The following is a 20,089-nucleotide window of genomic DNA, read 5'->3' on the forward strand; positions in this document are numbered from 1 at the left end:
GCCTTGTTCCTTGACCTCACTACATTTCTCTCAACTTTTTAGAAACTATGAAATTACAAAGAAATGCTACCGCTACAATAATAAAGCAAATGATTGTACACCATACAGGTACTCTCATATCTAATTGCACTCGTAACAAAATCGTGATTGCTAAAAATACAGCTCCCACAATTTGTATAAAGTCTAATATCTTTTTTTGAAGTGTCTGTAAATGCTTTTTCTCTTTTATTCTTTCAGATTTCCATATTCCATAATTTACTTGCATATCATTTACATCTTCATCTGATATAAGTTCGTCCATACTTACATCTAGTTCTAATGCCAGTTTTTTTGCCGTAATCAAATCCGGACATCTTGAACCATTTTCCCAACGACAAACTGTCTGCCTTGAAACATATAACTTATCTGCAAGTTGTTGCTGAGTGAGATTTTTTTCTTCTCTGAATTTTTTGATGTTATCATTTAATGCCATACTCCATACCTCTCTTTCATTCACATCATATAACGATAGAACCCAAAATAAAAGTACCAGTATGTATTTCCTTTGTTTCCATTTTGGTAACATCTGTTTATTCTAAGTTTTCTACACCATAATACCGATATATCGCTGAACCAATGTATTTTGTAACACCTTTTCCGTACTGTTTATCTGTGTCTTCTTCCAACTGAGAATGATTCAAATAATCTTTAGCCATTTCTAATAATAATACTCTTGCATTATCCATTTTAAAAAGATTTTTACAACTTTCCCCCAATCTTTTTACTGCTTTCATTGACATATCTTCATCTGAACTTTCCATTGCACAAGCAAACTGTTTATAAATCAAGTCCATCTCATTTTTTTGCTCTGTAACTTCTTCTCTAGTTCCTGTTGACTTCAGACTTGCTTCTACTGCTTTTTCTTTACTTCCATATATCTTAATTAAATGCTCACATGCCTTTTCATCTTTAAAGCCTTCCGCAACAGATTCTTTAAACTTCTCAATATCTCCATAATGCTCGATAATTATTTTCTTGTCTTCTTCACTCATAATTTTTAAAGAATGTTGTATTATTTTTTGAATATCATCTTTATTAAATGTTTCAAAACTCATCTTGTCCTCTCCTTTCAACACATCAGAAATCAATTCGATAATACCATTCAAACGATTCCGTTTCATTTCTAGCATCATTTTCTGTGTTTCAAGAATCTTACGATTATCACTTTCAGAATTCTTCATAATTGCTTTTATTTCTGACAATGGAACTTCCAGTTCTCGAAAAAACATAATCTGACGTAATTTTTTCAATGAGCTTTCATCATATAAACGGTATCCTGCTTCTGTTACTTTAGCAGGTTTTAACAAATCAATTTCATCATAATATCGTAATGTTCTTATGCTAATTCCAGTCAATTCTGATACTTCTTTAACTGTTTTCATAAGTCCTCCTTTCCCTTTCAGCGTAAACCGTTACGTTACTAGAGAGTCAAGATGTTTTTTCTATTTTATCACAAATTCAATAAAACCGCCCTTAATTTTACAAATGAGAAATGACGCAAATAATGTTTCCACTACCTACGCCATTTCTCATTACATCTTTGAAATATTTACTCCATTTTCTTTCAATCTTTACTCCAAATTTACTCCATTCTAAAAATCTGTTACGATATTTTGCGGTATTCTACGATACCTTTTCTTTGAAGAAAAATGTCTGCAAACCTTGATTTTAAGCGAACTTTTCAATATTTCCAAGCACTTTATTCTGTTGTGAGATTTTCTCTCAAATTATTTCTGCACAATATTAATAATTCTTCCGGGCACATAGATTTCCTTTACGATATTCCCGGTCAGGCGCTCCGCCACCGCTTCTTTTCCGGCTGCAATGGCTTCCTCTTTGCCGATATCCTTTGGCAGTTTCACCACAGCCCGGGTCTTTCCGTTAATCTGAACGGCGATTTCCACCACAGACTCCACCGTCTTGGCTTCGTCATACTCCGGCCAGGAGGCCTGGTACAGCCTTCCTTCAAAGCCCATATCCTGCCACATCTCTTCTGTGATGTGGGGAGCCACCGGGTTCAGCAGGATCAGGAACGTCCTCAGTTCCCCTTTGGTCACACGCCCCACGTGGTAAAATTCATTGATCAGCGCCATCATAGCCGCAATTGCCGTATTATATTTCAGGGCTTCAAAATCCGAGGAAACTTTCTTGATGGTCTGATGCATCCTGGTCTCCATCTCTTTAGAATACCCTTCTCCATCTGTTACCATATCCTGAAGCTTCCATACCCGGTCCAGGAACCGGCGGCAGCCTTTTACGCCTTCCTGCGACCAGGACGCGCTGAGTTCAAACGCGCCGATGAACATCTCATAAGTGCGGAGGGTATCGGCCCCGAATTCTTCTACAATATCATCAGGGTTAACCACATTTCCTCTGGATTTGCTCATCTTCTCCCCGTTTTCTCCCAGGATCATTCCATGAGAGGTGCGCTTCTGATATGGTTCCGGGCAGGGAACCACGCCCTGATCGTACAGGAACTTATGCCAGAAACGGGAATACAGCAGATGCAGAGTGGTATGCTCCATGCCTCCGTTATACCAGTCCACCGGGAGCCAGTATTTCATGGCCTCTTTCGACGCCAGGGCTTCCTCATTGTGGGGATCCGTATACCGCAGATAATACCAGGAAGATCCGGCCCACTGGGGCATGGTATCTGTCTCTCTCTTCGCAGGCCCTCCGCAGCAGGGGCAAGTGGTATTCACCCAGTCCGTCATGGCCGCCAGCGGAGATTCTCCGTTATCTGTGGGCATATAGCTCTCCACCTCCGGCAGCTCCAGAGGAAGCTGGCCTTCCGGCAAAGGCACATAACCGCATTTGTCACACTGTACCACCGGGATGGGCTCGCCCCAATAGCGCTGTCTGGAAAACACCCAGTCCCGCAGCTTGTAATTCTTCTTGGGCGTGCCGACTTTCTTTTCCTCCAGCCACTGGAGAATCGCCTTCTTTGCGTCAGCCACTTCCATGCCGTCCAGGAATCCGGAGTTCACCAGCTTCCCTGTGGCCACATCGGTGAAGGCAGCGTTCTGCACATCCCCTCCTGCCACCACCTCCACAATCGGCAGACCGAATTTCTTCGCAAACTCCCAGTCTCTTTCATCATGGGCGGGTACTGCCATGATGGCGCCCGTGCCATAGCTCATCAGCACATAGTCGGAAATCCAGATCGGGATTTCCTGCCCGTTTACAGGATTGATCCCCCGCAGGCCTTTGATCTCCACGCCGGTCTTTTCTTTTGCCAGCTCAGCCCTTTCAAAATCGGATTTTCTGGCCGCCTGTTCCCGGTATGCCGCAATCTCTTCCCAGTTCTGTATTTCATCCTGATACTTGTCAATATAGGGATGTTCCGGGGACAGCACCATATACGTGACGCCGAACAGCGTATCCGGCCGGGTGGTGTAGATGCGCAGCTTCTCCGGCTTATCTTTCAGCGAGAAGTCCACTTCCGCGCCCTGGGAACGGCCAATCCAGTTCTTCTGGGAAACCTTGACTTTCTCAATATAATCCAGGCCTTCCAGGCCGTCGATCAGTTTATCCGCATATTCTGTGATCTTCAGCATCCATTGGCTCTTGACCTTGCGGACCACCGGCGCGCCGCAGCGCTCGCACACTCCGTTTACCACTTCTTCATTGGCCAGGCCCACTTTGCAGGAGGTGCACCAGTTGATGGGCATCTCCGATTTATAAGCCAGCCCTGCGTTGAACAGTTTCAGGAAAATCCACTGGGTCCAGTGATAATAGTTGGGGTCCGTGGTATTGATTTCCCTGTCCCAGTCAAAGGAATATCCCAGGGACTGGAGCTGCTCCTTAAAATGCTTTACGTTGTTTTCTGTAACAATCTTCGGATGGATATGGTTTTTAATGGCGTAATTTTCCGTAGGCAGGCCAAAAGCGTCCCAGCCCATGGGGTACAGCACATTATAGCCCTGCATCCTCCGTTTTCTTGCAACGATATCCAGCGCCGTATAGGGCCTGGGATGGCCTACATGCAGCCCCTGTCCGGAAGGATAGGGGAATTCCACCAGCGCGTAATACTTTGGTTTGGAATAATCGTCCGTGGCGGCAAACGCTTCTTCCTCCTGCCAGACCTGCTGCCACTTTTTCTCGATCTCCTTCGGAGAATAGTTTTTAATCATTTCATCCACCTCTCTGTACTATAAAACCCCTTTCGTCTCTGTTATTATAGAGACGAAAGGGGTTGTTCGCGGTACCACTCTATTTCACGCAGCAATGCGTGCACTCATGTTTCGATAACGGGAAAACCGCCTCTCCCTACTGTTATTTCAGGAAAGGAACTCCGGGGCCAGATTCAGCTGTTTCCTGTACTGCCTCACACCAAACGGCAGCTCTCTGATACATTCTGCGGCTTACTATTCCCCTTCAGCGTTGTTCACACCTTTTCGGCTGATATGCGACTATTTTAACACATCAAGTTGTTTTGTCAACCCCAAACTTGCAATTCCGTCTTTTCAGGACCGGACACTTCCCCAAAATCCACCCGGACCCCCGGAATCATGAGGCCGCCTCCTGCGGAACCGGCTATCGTTGCTCCGGCCGCTGCACTCTGCATCTCTTTTTCCGCCGCTGGCTGTGTGATCCCATTTCCGGTATTGGGGTGGAAGTGAGAATAAACAATATCGCTGCAGAACAGAGCTATCAAAATAACGCACAGGGCTGTCTGCACTTTTTTGGGAATTTTTTTGAACTTTTCATCCAGCGCCGGGCCGATCACATAGATCGCGGCGCAGCCTCCGATTCCGAACACCAGCAGCCCTTCCGCGCAGATCCTGCCGTGGAGGTTCAGAAAATATCCGGTATAATCCCACCATTTCACGCCTTTTGTCACTTCAAGATACCATCCCGTGCCATATTCCACCACTCCGCACAGCAATACCGTCAGGCCAAAAGTCACCAGCGGGTGTTTCGCATACCGGCGCAGAAGCAGAATCACCAGGCATCCGCCCGAACCATAAATGGGCAGCCATGGGCCGAACATGGTCCCCCGGTTCACAAACTCACCCGCCTGAACCATATGAAGACCCACTTCCCACAGCCATCCCACTATAGAAAAAGTGAAGAAAAGCAGAATTATAGAACGCAGGCTGTATGGCCTGTCATAATGGGCTTCCATCCATTCCCTGCGCTTTTCTTCAGGGATTTTGAACAGCTGCACCGGGTATTCCAGCATGCGCAGTTCAGGGTCGATTTTTTCTGAAGGAATTTCCTCCGGGATCACAGCAGGCTCTTCAAACAAATACCTGTCGTCCAGCATTTCCCAACAGGGGCATTTCTCACGGATCACCTGTTCCCGCTGCCGCTGATACAGCTGGGCCCTTACTGAGTTTTTATAAGGCACGATATAGAACAGATCCAGCAGACCGAAAGTAAAGGCATTGAGAATATCCCACCCGATAAAGGACAGATCCAGCAGGAACATCCGCCATTTATGTCCGCTGGTCATCCTCTTGGACAGCGCCATGGCGGACTTCCAGTCAATATCCGGGTTCTCCGCCACAATATAGGGGATCATGTAATAGGTATAGTACTTGATGGGTCCGCCTACAATGGTGAGCATCCAAAGCAGCAGGAAAAATCCCCGCATAAACATTGCCGCAGCCACTTTAAACGCCCGGTTCACCCGGTAAATAAACAGCATTCTGGGCACCGGAGCGTGCTCATAGGTGACAGTCTCCATAAAAAAGCGGTTTTTACCCACCACCAGCACATTCCCCACAAAGCACCAGTAAATAAAGCGGATCAGCAATCCCAGCAGTATGATGAATATGGCCGCCACAGAATCGTGAAACAAAAACTGGTTGATCACATTTAAGATTCCAAACAGGAAAGAGCCTGCCTGGCCTATCCCATTGACAATCCCGGCCAGCACGCCCTGAGTGGCGCTGACTCCGGCGCTCTGATATTCTTCATACCCCAGCTGCTTTAAAATATCCACTACAACTTCTGAATTCGTTTTCTGGTGCAGGCCGGTTCCCGCCTCCTGTTCCGCCTCAATCTCCGGCCGCGCTCCCACATAGGCCCGAACCAGGGAAAGCATCTGATTGGCCTCTCCTGCAAACAGGGCAACCAGTAAACACAGCGCCACCATGCGCCAATAGTTGTGTTTCAGCATTGCACGAGCATCTTTTTTCAGGTCTTTTCTGAACCACATCGCTCTTGTTTCCTCCACTTTCAGAGTTTCCCCCTGTATTTTCGGTTATTGTATCATAAAAGACCTTAAAAAGGAAGCACTATTCTCTGCGCTTTATTCAACCGGGCGTCCTTCTGGCTCTTTAATTCCAAAACAACTGAGCAGTATCAGATCCATTATCAGCCTATTTAAAGGGCGCTGATCCTCACAACATGAACCAGCGCCCTCTCTACAGACATTTCCAGCAGAGGGTACAAGCAGCCCCTCAAGCCACATCTATTTAGTTTTCTTTATTTCTCTCCGCCACTTCCTTGGCCTGCACATCTCCCGGAGCCTGCTCGTAACGGGCAAATTCATAGGAGAAATCCCCAATGCCGCCGGTCATGGAACGCAGGTCTGTGGAGTAGCCGTACAGCTCTGACGCGGGAACATCCGCAGTGATGACCTGCTTTCCCCCAGGAATGTGATCCATGCCCAGAACGCGGCCGCGGCGCTTATTCAGATCGCCCATGATATCGCCGGCATACTGGTTCGGCACTGTCACCTGCAGGGTGTTGATGGGTTCCAGCAGAACCGGCCCGGCCTCCATAAAGCCTTTCTTGAAGGCCAGGATCGTGGCCATCTTGAAAGCCATTTCCGAAGAGTCCACAGGATGATAGGAGCCGTCCACCAGAGTGGCCTTCAGGCCCACCACCGGGTAACCGGCCAGCGGCCCCTTCACAACGCATTCCTGAACCCCCTTTTCCACAGCGGGGAAATAGTTGCGGGGAACAGCGCCGCCCACCACTCTCTCTTCAAATACATAAGCCTTCTCCAGATCGCCGGAGGGCTCAAATTCCATCACTACATCGCCGTACTGCCCGTGGCCGCCAGACTGCTTCTTATGCTTGCCCTGTACGGATACCTTCTTGCGCAGGGTTTCGCGGAAAGCGAATTTGGGCTTTGTCAGTTCGATTTCCACCTTATAGCGGTTCATCAGCTTGCAGACCACAACTTCCAGCTGCTGGTCGCCGATCCCGTACAGCAGAGTCTGATGATTTTCCGCATCGTTCACTGCCTTCAGCGTCAAATCCTCGTCCATCAGCTTCGCCAGAGCGCCGGCAATCTTGTCTTCGTCGCCTTTGTTTTTCGCGGTATAAGCCTTATATGTAAAAGGTACGGACACCTTCGGCGCCTCATAGACCACTGTGGCTCCCTTGAGCGCAACAGTGTCCCCGGTGGTCAGCGTGTTCATCTTGGTCAGCGCGCCGATATCGCCGGCATGCAGCTCCGGAACCTCAATGGCTTCCTTTCCCCGAAGCACATACAGCCTGGCCGCTTTTTCCTCTTCTTCCTTATTCACATTATAAATCGCTGTATCAGGCTTCAGCACCCCTGTCACCATTTTAATCAGGGAATATTTGCCGATAAAGGGGTCCACAATCGTCTTAAACACTTTGGCGCTCACATGCTTTGTGCAGTCATAATCCAGACGCAGCAGTTCGCCGTTGCTGAGATCATTGGCGTTGATCTTGCATTGCTTCGGGGAGGGGAAATATTTCTGAATCGCCAGCAGCAGCGCGTTCATGCCCTGGGCGTTCAGGCCGGTACCGCAGAGAACGGGCACCACGGAGCCGTCGATCACATGCTCCCGGAGGGCGCTGGAAATCTCGTCATAGGTAAATTCTTCTCCGGCAAAATATCGTTCCATGAATTCTTCACTGGTCTCCGCCACTGCCTCGATTAGGGATTCGCGGCTCATGCTCAGATGCTTATCCAGATAATCCGGGATTTCGCCCTCCACATAATCGCTGCCTTCTGTAAAACGGCGTCCTTCCATTTTCACCACATTAACAAAACCCACAAATTTGCCATCCTCACGGATCGGCACATGGAAAGGCGCAATCTTGCGGCCGAATTTCTCATTCAGGGTCACGTTCACCTGGCGGAAGCTGGCATTATCGTCGTCCATGCCTGTCACAAAGATCATTCTGGGCAGGTTGTATTTCTCACACAGCTCCCAGGCCTTCTCCGTTCCCACTTCCACGCCGGATTTTCCGTTCACCACGATAATCGCGGCGTCGGCCACGTTCAGCGCCTCCTCCACCTCTCCGACAAAATCATAATATCCGGGGGTATCCAGCAGGTTCACTTTGATATCGTCATATTCCACCGGGACCAGGCTGGTGGAAATAGAGAATTGGCGTTTCTGTTCTTCTTTGTCATAATCGCTGATTGTATTTCCGTCCGTCACTCTGCCCTGACGCTTTACTGCGCCGGTGACATATGCCATGGCTTCTACCAGGGTGGTCTTGCCGGAGCCGCCATGGCCCAGAATCACTACGTTGCGGATCTTGTCGCTTTCATACACGTTCATCATTCATTCCTCCAATACTCTCGTTTTTTGTCATCCCAAAGTGCCTGGATCAATTATAGATATATTCTACTAAATTTTTTCAAAAATTTCAAGTCTATCATGCAAATTTAACAAGTTTTTTCTAAATTGTTTCTGTCTCTTTTGTTTTGCACTTTAAACCGTTACAGTTTAAAGCAATATAGTGTTGACAATTAGGGAAAATTAAGCTAAACTAATGCTGATTCGACATCATTGAAATACAGAAGGAATGAGGAAATAGATATGATTATTGTAATGAAGCCCGGCGCCAGCCGCCAGGAAATCCAGAACGTGATGCAAACCGTGGAGGGATGCGGCCTGCAGACCCATCTTTCAGAGGGCCAGGAAGTCACCATTATAGGTGTCATCGGTGATAAAACGCGGCTCTCCGCTTCGAACCTGGAAATCGCCTCCGGCGTGGACAAAGTGGTCCCTGTCACGGAAACCTACAAGCTTTCCAATAAGAAATTTCACCCGCAGCCCTCTTCTGTTCAGGCAGGAAACGCGCTGATCGGCCCTGATACACTGACTGTCATGGCAGGCCCCTGCGCCATTGAAAATGAAAAGCAGCTTCTGGACACCGCCTTTGCGGTAAAAAAAGCCGGGGCAACCGTTCTCCGGGGAGGCGCATATAAACCCCGCACCTCCCCCTACTCCTTCCAGGGTCTGGAAGAAGAAGGGCTGCGCTACATGAAAGAGGCCAGAGAAGCCACAGGCCTTTCAGTGGTCTGCGAGGTCACCAGCCTGAAAGCCATAGAATCCGCGGTAAAATACGTGGATATTCTCCAGATCGGCGCCAGGAACATGCAGAATTTTGAGCTGCTGAAGGAAGCCGGAAAAGCGGGGCTTCCCGTCTTGCTGAAACGCGGGCTGGCCGCCACCATCGACGAATGGCTCAACGCGGCGGAGTATATCCTGGCCCAGGGCAATCCTGACGTGGTGCTCTGTGAACGGGGAATCCGCACTTATGAAACCGCCACCAGAAACACGCTGGACCTCAGCGCTGTTCCGGTACTGCGTTCCAAGAGCCATCTGCCGGTGATCGTGGACCCCAGCCATGCCACCGGCGTCCGGGCCTACGTGGAACCGCTGGCAAAGGCAGCCGTGGCTGCCGGCGCCGACGGGCTGATGATTGAAGTTCATCCTGATCCTGCCTGCGCCCTGTCCGACGGCCCCCAGTCCCTGACATTTGAACAATTTGAAACTCTCTGCGGCAGGCTCCGCCCCTACGCGCAGCTGGAAGGAAGGAAATTCTGATGTCTGAAATCATTGGTTTTATCGGCTTCGGCCTGATCGGCGGCTCCATCGCCAAGGGCCTGAAAAAAGTCCACCCTGACTGGAAAATGCTGGCCTGCTCCCGCACTGCCGGCAAACTGGAAGCAGCCCGGGCGGACGGAGTCCTGGATGAGATCGTCACTTCCCCAAAAGAACTGGCAGGATGTGATTTTATCTTTCTCTGCACCCCTGTTTCCTGCATCCCAGGATACCTGGCGAAGCTGAAAGATGTGGTGAAGCCAGGCTGCATCCTCACCGACGTGGGAAGTACAAAATCAAACGTCCACCATGCAGTTCTGGCCCAGGGGCTTTCCCACTGCTTTATCGGCGGCCATCCCATGGCCGGCTCCGAACAGACCGGGTATGAAAACGCCACGGATCACCTTGTGGAAAATGCTTATTACGTGCTGACCCCCACACCCCAGTCCTCCCCGGCGGATCTGAAGAAACTCACCGCTCTGGTGCTGGATCTCCATGGAATCCCTCTGGTGCTGGACCCGGAGGAGCACGACAGCGTGGTGGCGGCAGTCAGCCATCTCCCCCACCTGATCGCCGCCGGGCTGGTGAACCTGGTCGCCCGTTCCGATTCCTCCCGCCAGACCATGAAAACCGTGGCTGCCGGAGGTTTTAAGGATATCACAAGAATCGCTTCTTCTTCCCCGGAAATGTGGCAGCAGATCTGCATGGAAAACAGAGAAAATATCATGAAAATACTGCGGGACTATATCGCTGACATGGAAGGGATTTATCATGAGCTGGAAAACAGCGACGCAGCCGGACTGTTCCGTCTCTTTGAAGAATCCGGGGAATACCGCAGTTCCATCAGCGACCGTTCCGCCGGGCCTCTGAAAAAGGAATACGCGGTTTACTGCGATATCGTGGATGAAGCCGGCGCCATCGCCACCATTGCCACCATCCTGTCCGTCCATCAAATCAGCATCAAGAATATCGGCATTGTGCATAACAGGGAATTTGAACAGGGGGCGCTCAAAATCGTTTTTTATGATGAAGATTCTGCTTCCAGAGCAGCGGAAACCCTGGACAGCTGCCATTATCATATCACCGTACGTTAGGAGGATCTATGAAAATTCATCCCGCCGCCCGCCTGCAGGGCAGCCTGCAGATTCCGGGCGATAAATCTATTTCCCACCGGAGCGTCATGTTCGGCGCGATCGCTCAGGGCACTACAGAAGTGACCCATTTTCTTCAGGGCGCCGACTGCCTCTCCACCATCTCCTGCTTCCGGAAGCTGGGGATTGAAATTGAAAATACCTCTGACCGGGTTCTGGTCCACGGCAAAGGGCTCCGCGGCCTTACAGCCCCTTCGGAAATCCTGGACTGCGGCAATTCCGGGACCACCACCCGCCTGATTTCCGGCATCCTGGCAGGGCAGCCTTTTGATACGGTGCTCACCGGAGACGAATCCATCCGGCGCCGTCCCATGAAACGCATCATGGAGCCGCTTTCCGCCATGGGCGCCAAAATTCTGAGCCAGCGGGACAACGGCTGCGCGCCGCTGCTGATCCGGGGCTCTTCCCTCCGGGGAATCCATTATCATTCCAAAGTCGCCTCCGCCCAGGTAAAATCAGCAATTTTGCTGGCAGGGCTGTATGCGGATTCTCCCACCGCAGTGACGGAACCCAGTCTTTCCAGAAACCATACGGAGCTTATGCTCAAGGGGTTTGGGGCTCAGGCTGCATCCTGCGGGTCCACCGCTTTCATCGCTCCTGCAAAGGAGCTCCATGCCTGTAAAATTGAGGTGCCGGGGGATATCTCTTCCGCGGCTTATTTTATCGCCGCCGGGTTATTGGCTCAGGGCTCCGGCATTTTAATCCGCAATGTAGGTATCAATCCCACCCGGGACGGTCTGATCCGGGCCTGTCAGGCCATGGGGGGAAAAATCCGCCTGGAAAATCTCCGGGAGACAGGCGGCGAGCCTGCCGCGGACCTGTTTGTGGAGCAAAGCGCTCTCCATGGGATTACGTTGGAGGGAGATATCATCCCAGCTATGATTGATGAGCTGCCTGTGGCTGCTCTTCTGGCCTGCTTCGCAGAAGGCGAAACCGTGATCCGGGACGCCGCGGAACTGAAGGTGAAGGAATCCAACCGGATCGCGATTATGACGGAAAATCTGCGGGCAATGGGCGCGGATGTGACGGAAACCGAGGATGGAATGATTATCCGCGGCGGCAGGCCTCTGCATGATGCGGAAATCGACAGCCAAATGGATCACAGGATCGCTATGACTTTTGCCGTGGCGGGATTGTTCGCCGAAGGGGGAGTGGAGATCCGGGGAGCGGAATGCGTGGGGATTTCTTATCCTGGGTTTTTTGAGGATTTAGAGGGGCTGCGGAGATGAAATGAGATGGCGGCGCGAAGGGGAGTCGCGGAGAGGAGGAAGAGAAAACTCCGGAGGCTCGATGCCTTACGGCAAATAGCCTCCTCCGTTTTGTCTTCCTCCTCTCTGCTGAGGTTCTCTCTGGCTTCTGCTGGTTGATGGGGGGATTTCTTCTCCGGGTATGGGAGTAATGTTATGAAAGTCGATCGTTTGTATGGGATTACTGTATTTTTAATGAATCATGGGAGGACCTCGGCAAGAAGTTTGGCGAAGCATTTTGAGGTGTCTGTCCGCACGATTCAAAGGGATATTGATTCGTTATGCTCTGCCGGCATTCCTGTTGCTGCAATTACTGGAATGAATGGCGGCTATGAATTGACAAAAAGATTTACTTTAAATAATCAGATTATTTCTCAAAAGGATTATTCTTATATTCTTACTGCTTTGCATGGGCTCTCTTCTGCTACCAATAATCCGGATATTTCAAATCTGTATGAAAAGATCATTTCGCTGATTGATGAAAATAATGCGGGTATGATACTTGATTTTTCTGTTTTGCAGGAGGGAAACAGCAAATTTCTGCCGCTTCTTCAATTCGCTGCATTCCATAGAAAGGCAGTCAGATTTTCTTATAGCAACAGCCGGAATGAGAGACGGATTCATCTGGTGGAACCGGTTGCTGTGATTTACAGGTGGTATGCTTGGTATTTACTGGCTTATTCTATTGTTAAAGATGATTACTTAACATACAAACTTCTTAGGATGGAAGATCTGGAAATTACAGAAGATGCTTTTTCAAAAGAACATGGTTCCCCTCAAACGATACTTGCGAACCACGATAAAAATAATATGGTAACACACACTAAAGTAATTGTGAAATGTAATCCTGATTTCATCACAAAATCTTATGAATATCTCAATGGAAAGGTACTCAAATATCTTGACAGCAATACTGTGCTTATGGAATTGTCTGTTGTTGAGAATGAACAGCTATGGCTTGGCACTCTGTTGTCATTTGGAGATAATGTCGAAGTTCTGTTTCCCCAGCACATTAAAGAGAGGCTGATCTCCTGCGCCCAAAAAGTAATTTCTTTGTATCAGAAACTATGACATAATGTTGTCGTTGTTCTTCTGATACAATAAATGAAAAAGCAGGAGGTGCTCGTATGTCAATCCACAATGTTTATGAAGAGTGTCCGGTTTATGAAACCACATCTTTTACCCTTCGGTTAGTCAAATTAGAGGACGCCCGATCTCTGTTAGCATGTTATTCTGATAAAAAGGCTGTATTAAAAATGAATGCAGACAGTTGTACCAGTGATTTTTATTACACAACCATTGAAGAAATGGAAGCCTGCATTAATTTTTGGCTTAAGGAATATCAGGAACACAAGTACGTCAGATTTTCTATAATTTCTAAAACACCAGATATCCCAATTGGCACTATTGAGATATTCGGCGGAAAATATGGAGTTTTGAGAATTGATATTGCAGAGGCTTATGACAAAGAACAATATATAGAAGAATTCATAAAACTTGCTGTCCTGCATTTCATCAGGGATTTTGAAATTGGAAGCCTAAAAATCAAAGCTTCCAACGTTCCTGAAAGAATACCTTTATTAGAAAAATATGGTTTCGTCCCATCATCTTCATTCCGTCCTCAGTTGGGATATTATGAAAGGCCGATCATAAAAGCTTTTGATGCAGACAAAGGGATCGCTTTTTGCGGTCTGGCATGCTGCGTTTGCAGTGAGAATAAAAATTGTGATGGCTGCACAAAAGATAGTTGTCAGGACAGAGGGAACTGTAAAAACTACAATTGCTGTAAATCAAAAAATTTGCACGGCTGTTGGGAATGCGGCGATTTTCCATGTAACAGCCCAATGTTAAATAAACTGCGCGTCAAGACTTTTTCAGACTATATATTCAAAAACGGGTTGAATCCTTTGATCTGCGCTCTGAAAAATAACGAGGAGCACGGGGTTCTCTATCATTACAGCGGGCAGCTTACCGGCGATTATGATTTATTTCACAGCGAAGAAGAACTCATCCAATTTATTAACCGTGGATTGTAACGTAATCCCCAACATACCTGTCTGCTGCTCCACCTCCCCAAACAGGAGGCCCGACAAAGAGGCGGTAGAGAAGACTACGGAGGTTATAGCCGTCAGGCATCGAACCTCCGTAGTCTTCTCTGCCGTCTCCTTCCAATTCAAAATTTTTCCGGAATACATGTGACGCAGCCGCAGGCTGTGTCGTGTATTAGGATGAAAGGAATCCTTACCACAGGCGAAAGGAGGATAGAGATGGATGACCAACAGATTGTTGATTTGTACTGGGCGCGCGCGAAAAACGCCATATCAGAAACCGCATACAAGTATGGCAGGTATTGTCATTATATTGCGTACAACATCTTGCGCAACAATGAGGACAGCGAGGAGTGTGTCAATGATACCTACTTAAAGGCCTGGGATATTATCCCGCCGCAACGGCCAGACAAACTGTCCACATTTCTCGGAAAAATCACACGTAATTTTGCACTGGACAGATACAAATATTATAGAAGGGAAAAACGCGGCGGCGGCCAAATGCCGCTTGTAATTGATGAACTTGCGGAGTGTGTTTCCGCAGCAGATAACACCAATCATATCATTGACGATATGGTGCTTGTGGATTGCATAAACCGTTTTCTTACTGCTCTGCCTGCGGAAACACGAAAAATCTTCATGCGCCGTTATTGGTATTTTAGTCCAATCAAAGAGATTGCAAATGATTTTTCAATCAGCGAAAGCAATGTGAAAATGACCTTGTCCCGCGCAAGAAATAAGCTAAAACAATTATTGGAGAAAGAAGGGTTTGAGCTATGAAACAGGAGAAGATTTTAAATATTCTCGGGCAAGTGGACGAAAAATATATTGAAGAGGCTGCACCGGAAGAACTTGTCATGAACCCCCCAGCTGTCATTTATCCGTTTAGGGGGAAAGGTAAGATTAAAACTGCATTGATTGCTGCTGTGATTATAATACTCTCCTGCACTGCCGTTGCAGCAGCGGCATATCTATACCAGGTGTATATTACCAACCGCGACACAGTATTGCCTTCCTATCAAATAACCGCAGAACTTAATATACAAACAGTTTCTTCGGACGCATTGAAAGAATTATCGCAGCCGCCTTATCAAATCTATAAAGCAAGTTATGCCGGAGTGGAGGACTACCTTGATATAGATTTACTGATTAGCGACCGGCTTGAAAGTATGGTACTTGGTGATGGTGTTGATATTCAAGGTTCCTATACCAAGGGTGAACGGCCCATTACTTCTATCACACTGCGCAGCAGGCATGATACCGGGGCTGCCATGTCCGGTTATATAGATATGTTCGTATATATGTCTATTGGAACAAAGAAACCTTATGAGCAAATTACAGAAATCAATAACCCGGAATTGCGGGAGAAAGATGCAATCCTTTCCGAATATGTGAGTGAAGTAAACGGGATTCATGCGAAGTTTGCCGTTTACGAAACGATTGGATATGCAAGCGCGTATTTTGTTGACAATGGAATTCTTTATAGCATTTCCGTCAGCGGCTTTGCTGAGGAAGATCACATCGACCTTGCTGAATATCTTAAAGGGCTGATTGACACCTTTGGATAATATGGTACGTTTCTTTTCCGGCGCCAGGCCGTGGCGGTTTCCCCAGTATTTGCGCAGTTTATGCAGCGCAGAGGCTGGAAAAACGGCGGCTGTTGTGGCAGACGAATACAAACAATGCAGGGGAAAATACTCCGGCAGCGGACTTTGATTCCCCCGCTGCCCTCCACCTAGGCCAGGAGATCCCTCCGGCAAAGAGGCGGCAGAAAAGACTCTGGAGGTTATAGCCGTCAGGCATCGAACCTCCGGAGCCTTCTCTGCCGCCTCTCCGCGACTCCTCCAATCAATCATTTCGTCCTAAATATAAACCATTCCTCCCCAATCGCTACCATGACCATTTCCCCCGAAGCATCGGTAAATGCATTGCCAATACACCCAAAGTTTGAGCAGGCGTCCTTTTCAGGAATTTCATTTTCTCCTACGGAAGAAAGAATCATTCCCCTGACCACCCCGCTGTCTCCCATGGGGCCTGTCTCCGCGGTTCCATAATACAATCTGCCGTCGATCCGCAAAACACGTTTTTCTGGCTCCACCCAAGTGTCCTGCGCAGACTGATTCCGTTCTGCCAGCTTGATTTCTGTGGCCAGATCCTGCAGCTCTGTCTGCATTTGTTCCAATTCCTGATATCTGCTTTCTGCCACAGCAGCTTTTTCCTGCAGCTCTCTGTTGTCTCTTTTTAAACTGTTCAGCTGATACAGGCTGACAGCCTGTAAAATCACCAATACCGCAAAAAGACCTGCTGCTAAATATTTTTTCATTTGTTTCATACTCTGTCCCCTTTTTAATTGACTGGTTACCACTTTTTACTTCCTGACTTTTCCAGAACCAGGCCCTGGAAGAAGCTGCCGGAAAAACAGCGGGTTACAGCTGGGCGTCCAGCTTTCCCTGTTTAGAGTCCGGCATAATCTGCATGAACTCAATCCTGTTTCCGTCCGGATCATGCGTCCAGCACTGCCAGTTTCCGTCGCTGCCTTTTTTCGCAGGGGTATCCAAGGGAAGCCCTTTCTCCTTCATCAGAGCTTCTGCAGACCAGATGTCGTCTGTCAGCAGGCAGAGATGGCTGTAGGAGCCCTGCCTGTTCTCTCCTTCCCGGTCATAGAACAACTCTATGAACTGTCCCTTCGTCACCTGGATATACCGGATCCAGGGCTTTCCGGTTTCAGGGTCCCTGGTTTCAAAGGCGTCCTGAAAGCCCAGCTTCCCGCAGTAAAAATCCAGCGCCTTTTCCATATCCTCTACGTCAAAAGCCACATGTCCGATTCCTGTAATCATCGTTATCCCTCCTCTTAATCATTCTAAATACAGCATAGCATATAATAATTTTTTGTCCAGCTTATGTAATTTATTTCCTGTCACGCAGGCCGTTTTCTAAATATTTTTACAACCGCTGCTGTAACGGCCTTCAGCACAATCCCACCCACTGCAAATACCAGCAGGGACATCAGAAACAGAAGGATGAAACTTCCCTGGCCAAAGGTTTTTCCTACCAGCAACGTGAATAAAAAGGTATAAAACATATGGTGAAGCAGGAACCATTCGTAGCTGTACCTGGACAGCCAGGCAAATACTCCGGATATCCGAAAGCTGCTGACCAGCGTTCCCGCCCAGCCTAAAAACAGATACCAGCCGGCGCCCATCAGCGCGGACCTCACCACCTCTGCCTCACCCCAGAAATCCGGCAGGAACATCAGCGCCAATGCCGCGGCAAGCCCGCAGGCCCCGGCTTTCCAGTTGATCTCCGGCATATATCGGATCAGATACATCCCCAGCATAAACTCCGGAACCCGCATCAAAAATACATGGTCTGTCTGCAGGGCAAAGGGCCGGAACGCCAGCAGAAGCGCCCAGACTGCCAATGCAGCTGCCGCAGTGAAGGCCGGGGCTTTGTCCACTGCTTTTTTCAGCCAGGGAAACAGAAGATACAGCAGAAGGATACAACCGATAAACCATTCTCCTGTCAGATAAAAATTCGGAACCAGCTCATATAAATAACCGTCCATTCCGATGGCTGTCAGCAGAAGCGTCCACAGAGGAATGCCTTCATAATGGCTGCGCATCAGCAAAAGAGTTGCCAGCGTCCCGGCCAGCCATACCAGCCAGTAAGACGGAAAAATCGCCAGAAACCGTTTTTTCAGATAACGGGCCATTGTCTGTTCTTTTCTGGCGGAAAGCATCAGCGCAGCTCCGGATAATATAAAAAACAGCGATACTCCCAGCGTGCCACCGTTCACCTGATGATAGTTCAAAAACAGCACAGGCCGGCAGGAAAAATCCTGAACCCGGCTCATAGCTTCTATATTAAAATGGTAGGTTACAATCAGCAGCATAGCCAGGGCCCGGATAAAATCCATGTAAAAAACCCGGCGGTTTTCGCCCGATATACCTGTCTTCAATGCAGTCATTCTCCCCTCTGATTTTTATATCCGTCACATCAGCGGCGCTAAAATTCTGAGACACCTGCCAAATATCTTTTTCATGACCGGCAGTTTTCGGCAGTCTTCCACAGTCACCTGATGACATTTCGCCAGAGTCTCCTGAAAATCAGCTTCTATATCCCGGACCGCCTCCACCTGGTACATATAGGCCGCGCATTCAAAATGAAGATACAGGCTGCGGAAATCCAGATTGATGGTTCCTACCACCGCCCTGCAGTCATCCGAAACAAAGACCTTGGCGTGAACAAAACCAGGCGTGTATTCGTAAATCTTTACGCCGGCCCGCAAAAGCTCCGGATAATAGGTTTTCGCCAGAATAAAGGCATAGGGTTTATCCGGGATCCCCGGCATGATGATGATCACTTCTTTGCCGCTGCGCGCCGCATGGGTCAGAGCATTTGTCATCTCCGCATCCAAAATCAGATAGGGAGTCATGATATGCACATAGCGCGTGGCATGATAGAGCATGTCCATGTACACCTGCTCTCCCACGGTTTCCCGGTCCAGAGGACTGTCCCCATAGGGCATCACATAGCCGGGGCTTTCTGCTGCCGGTGACTGGGGGGTACAAAAATCCCGGTACAGCTCGTCTTCCATCTTCTCAATTCCCCACATCTGCAGGAACATCATGGTGAACGCGGTGACAGCTTCTCCTTCCACCATCACCGCCACATCTTTCCAGTATCCGAAGCGCTCCTTGAGATTGATATATTCATCAGCCAGATTAATGCCTCCTGTAAAAGCAACCTCCCCGTCCACCACCAGCACCTTCCGGTGGTCTCTGTTATTCTGGCTGGTGGACAGCGCCGGACGCACCGGCGAGAACACGCGGCATGTAATTCCCCTTCGTTCCAGCTCTTTTGGAAAGTTCCAGGGCACCAGGGCAATGGAACACATACCGTCGTACATGAACCGCACGTCCACCCCTTCTTTTACTTTTCGTTCCAGAATATCCAGCACGGTATTGAGCATCACGCCCTCTTCGATAATGAAGTATTCCAGAAAAATGAACTTCTTCGCCTTTTCCAGACGGGGAATCATTTCCGCAAATTTCTCCTCCCCGCAGGAAAAATATTTGACGCTGGAATTCCGGTATACAGGATATCCTCCGCATTTCGCCATATAACGCGCCAAAGCCGCTTCATATACATCCTCTTTCTCCAGAGCTTCCAGCACCTCAGGCTGCTGCTGCAGATACAGCCTGGTCTTCCCGATCAGTTTTCTGTGCCGGTCATAGATGATCCTGGTGCCGATCTGCAGATGCAGAAACACATACAACAGGGCGCCGAATACCGGGATCACGAGAATCGGAATGATCCAGGACAGCGTAAAAGCAGGATTGTCGGGACGGTTCATCACATAAATAATTACCACTACGCTTACTATAATCGAAAGCCAGTAATAGTAACCGATGTATTCGCTGAAATACAGCAGCACCCCAGCCAGTATCACTACCTGCAGAATAAGGAGCAGGATAATCACCGCTGACCGTCCGAACACCAATCCGAATAATTTTTTCTTTCCTTGCCTGAGCATCTTGTCTTTTTCCATGGTACTCCTTATCTTTTCCACCGGGAAGGCTTTCGCGGGCAGCGGCTGCTTCTCGCCAGGGCTCTCAGTTCCACGTAACAGCCGCAGGCCAGGCAAGTCCCCGCGGAAAGTTTTTCACAGCCGAGGCAGGCTTTCAGCCTTTCCTGATAGATGTCTTCCTCCGCCCGGGCAGAGGGATCTGCTCCTTTTATGAACCTCTCCACATATTTCTGATAATCTTCCGGCGAGGCTTCTTTCAGCAGGCATCTCCTGCAAAATCTGTTCTTTTCCATTGATGCAG

17 protein-coding genes and 1 other annotated feature are annotated in these 20,089 nt (G+C 48.6%); of the genes, 7 read left to right on the forward strand and 10 right to left on the reverse strand.

The features are described 5' to 3' along the window. Positions 1-19: 19 nt before the first annotated feature. The 5 genes from EV209_RS01395 to EV209_RS01415 form a co-directional block, all read right to left on the reverse strand. Positions 20-472 carry a helix-turn-helix domain-containing protein gene (locus tag EV209_RS01395; RefSeq protein ID WP_130432319.1) on the reverse strand — a complete coding sequence of 151 codons (453 nt, stop codon included), beginning with the start codon at positions 470-472 and terminating at the stop codon, positions 20-22. Positions 473-569: 97 nt separating this feature from the next. Next, positions 570-1,421 (reverse strand): MerR family transcriptional regulator, encoded by an 852-nt coding sequence (locus EV209_RS01400; protein ID WP_130432321.1) that lies wholly within the window; start codon positions 1,419-1,421, stop codon positions 570-572. A 345-nt stretch (positions 1,422-1,766) separates the two neighbouring features. Continuing rightward, positions 1,767-4,172: a leucine--tRNA ligase gene (gene leuS, locus EV209_RS01405; protein WP_130432323.1), complete on the reverse strand. Its 2,406-nt coding sequence runs from the start codon at positions 4,170-4,172 to the stop codon at positions 1,767-1,769. 45 nt (positions 4,173-4,217) lie between these two features. After that, positions 4,218-4,429: a binding site (T-box leader), on the reverse strand. Between the two features lie 48 nt (positions 4,430-4,477). Next, the gene (locus EV209_RS01410; protein ID WP_130432325.1) at positions 4,478-6,223 is read right to left on the reverse strand and encodes a DUF975 family protein; all 1,746 of its coding nucleotides are present in this window, start codon (positions 6,221-6,223) and stop codon (positions 4,478-4,480) included. A gap of 241 nt (positions 6,224-6,464) precedes the next feature. Then, positions 6,465-8,540: an elongation factor G gene (locus tag EV209_RS01415; RefSeq protein ID WP_130434108.1), complete on the reverse strand. Its 2,076-nt coding sequence runs from the start codon at positions 8,538-8,540 to the stop codon at positions 6,465-6,467. 261 nt (positions 8,541-8,801) lie between these two features. Here EV209_RS01415 and aroF point away from each other — a divergent pair, with 261 nt between their 5' ends. From aroF to EV209_RS01450, 7 genes are all read left to right on the forward strand, one after another. Continuing rightward, positions 8,802-9,815 carry a 3-deoxy-7-phosphoheptulonate synthase gene (gene aroF, locus EV209_RS01420; protein WP_130432327.1) on the forward strand — a complete coding sequence of 338 codons (1,014 nt, stop codon included), beginning with the start codon at positions 8,802-8,804 and terminating at the stop codon, positions 9,813-9,815. Then, a complete protein-coding gene (locus EV209_RS01425; RefSeq protein ID WP_165388774.1) occupies positions 9,815-10,906 on the forward strand; it encodes a prephenate dehydrogenase in 1,092 nt (363 codons plus the stop codon). The genes aroF and EV209_RS01425 overlap by 1 nt, the downstream gene beginning before the upstream one ends. Positions 10,907-10,914: 8 nt before the next feature. Continuing rightward, positions 10,915-12,192 (forward strand): 3-phosphoshikimate 1-carboxyvinyltransferase, encoded by a 1,278-nt coding sequence (gene aroA / locus EV209_RS01430; RefSeq protein WP_130432331.1) that lies wholly within the window; start codon positions 10,915-10,917, stop codon positions 12,190-12,192. A gap of 174 nt (positions 12,193-12,366) precedes the next feature. Next, positions 12,367-13,281 (forward strand): helix-turn-helix transcriptional regulator, encoded by a 915-nt coding sequence (locus EV209_RS01435; protein ID WP_130432333.1) that lies wholly within the window; start codon positions 12,367-12,369, stop codon positions 13,279-13,281. A gap of 56 nt (positions 13,282-13,337) precedes the next feature. Further along, positions 13,338-14,246: a DUF3795 domain-containing protein gene (locus tag EV209_RS16460; RefSeq protein ID WP_207220563.1), complete on the forward strand. Its 909-nt coding sequence runs from the start codon at positions 13,338-13,340 to the stop codon at positions 14,244-14,246. A gap of 231 nt (positions 14,247-14,477) precedes the next feature. Continuing rightward, positions 14,478-15,038: an RNA polymerase sigma factor gene (locus EV209_RS01445; protein WP_130432335.1), complete on the forward strand. Its 561-nt coding sequence runs from the start codon at positions 14,478-14,480 to the stop codon at positions 15,036-15,038. Further along, the gene (locus EV209_RS01450; RefSeq protein WP_130432337.1) at positions 15,035-15,826 is read left to right on the forward strand and encodes a hypothetical protein; all 792 of its coding nucleotides are present in this window, start codon (positions 15,035-15,037) and stop codon (positions 15,824-15,826) included. The genes EV209_RS01445 and EV209_RS01450 overlap by 4 nt, the downstream gene beginning before the upstream one ends. A gap of 284 nt (positions 15,827-16,110) precedes the next feature. On the opposite strand, the gene EV209_RS01455 is transcribed toward EV209_RS01450, so the two are convergent. The 5 genes from EV209_RS01455 to EV209_RS01475 form a co-directional block, all read right to left on the reverse strand. Continuing rightward, entirely contained in the window at positions 16,111-16,590 is a 480-nt protein-coding gene (locus EV209_RS01455) for a hypothetical protein (protein WP_130432339.1), read from the reverse strand. A gap of 94 nt (positions 16,591-16,684) precedes the next feature. Continuing rightward, entirely contained in the window at positions 16,685-17,095 is a 411-nt protein-coding gene (locus EV209_RS01460; RefSeq protein WP_130432341.1) for a VOC family protein, read from the reverse strand. Positions 17,096-17,175: 80 nt separating this feature from the next. After that, positions 17,176-18,225 carry an acyltransferase family protein gene (locus EV209_RS01465; protein WP_130432343.1) on the reverse strand — a complete coding sequence of 350 codons (1,050 nt, stop codon included), beginning with the start codon at positions 18,223-18,225 and terminating at the stop codon, positions 17,176-17,178. Positions 18,226-18,249: 24 nt separating this feature from the next. Beyond that, positions 18,250-19,809: a cardiolipin synthase gene (gene cls, locus EV209_RS01470; protein WP_130432345.1), complete on the reverse strand. Its 1,560-nt coding sequence runs from the start codon at positions 19,807-19,809 to the stop codon at positions 18,250-18,252. Between the two features lie 8 nt (positions 19,810-19,817). After that, on the reverse strand, positions 19,818-20,081 hold the full coding sequence (locus EV209_RS01475) for a DUF6171 family protein (protein ID WP_130432347.1): 264 nt from the start codon (positions 20,079-20,081) through the stop codon (positions 19,818-19,820). Positions 20,082-20,089: the final 8 nt, after the last annotated feature.

Source organism: Cuneatibacter caecimuris (assembly GCF_004216775.1).
Lineage (GTDB): Bacteria > Bacillota > Clostridia > Lachnospirales > Lachnospiraceae > Cuneatibacter > Cuneatibacter caecimuris.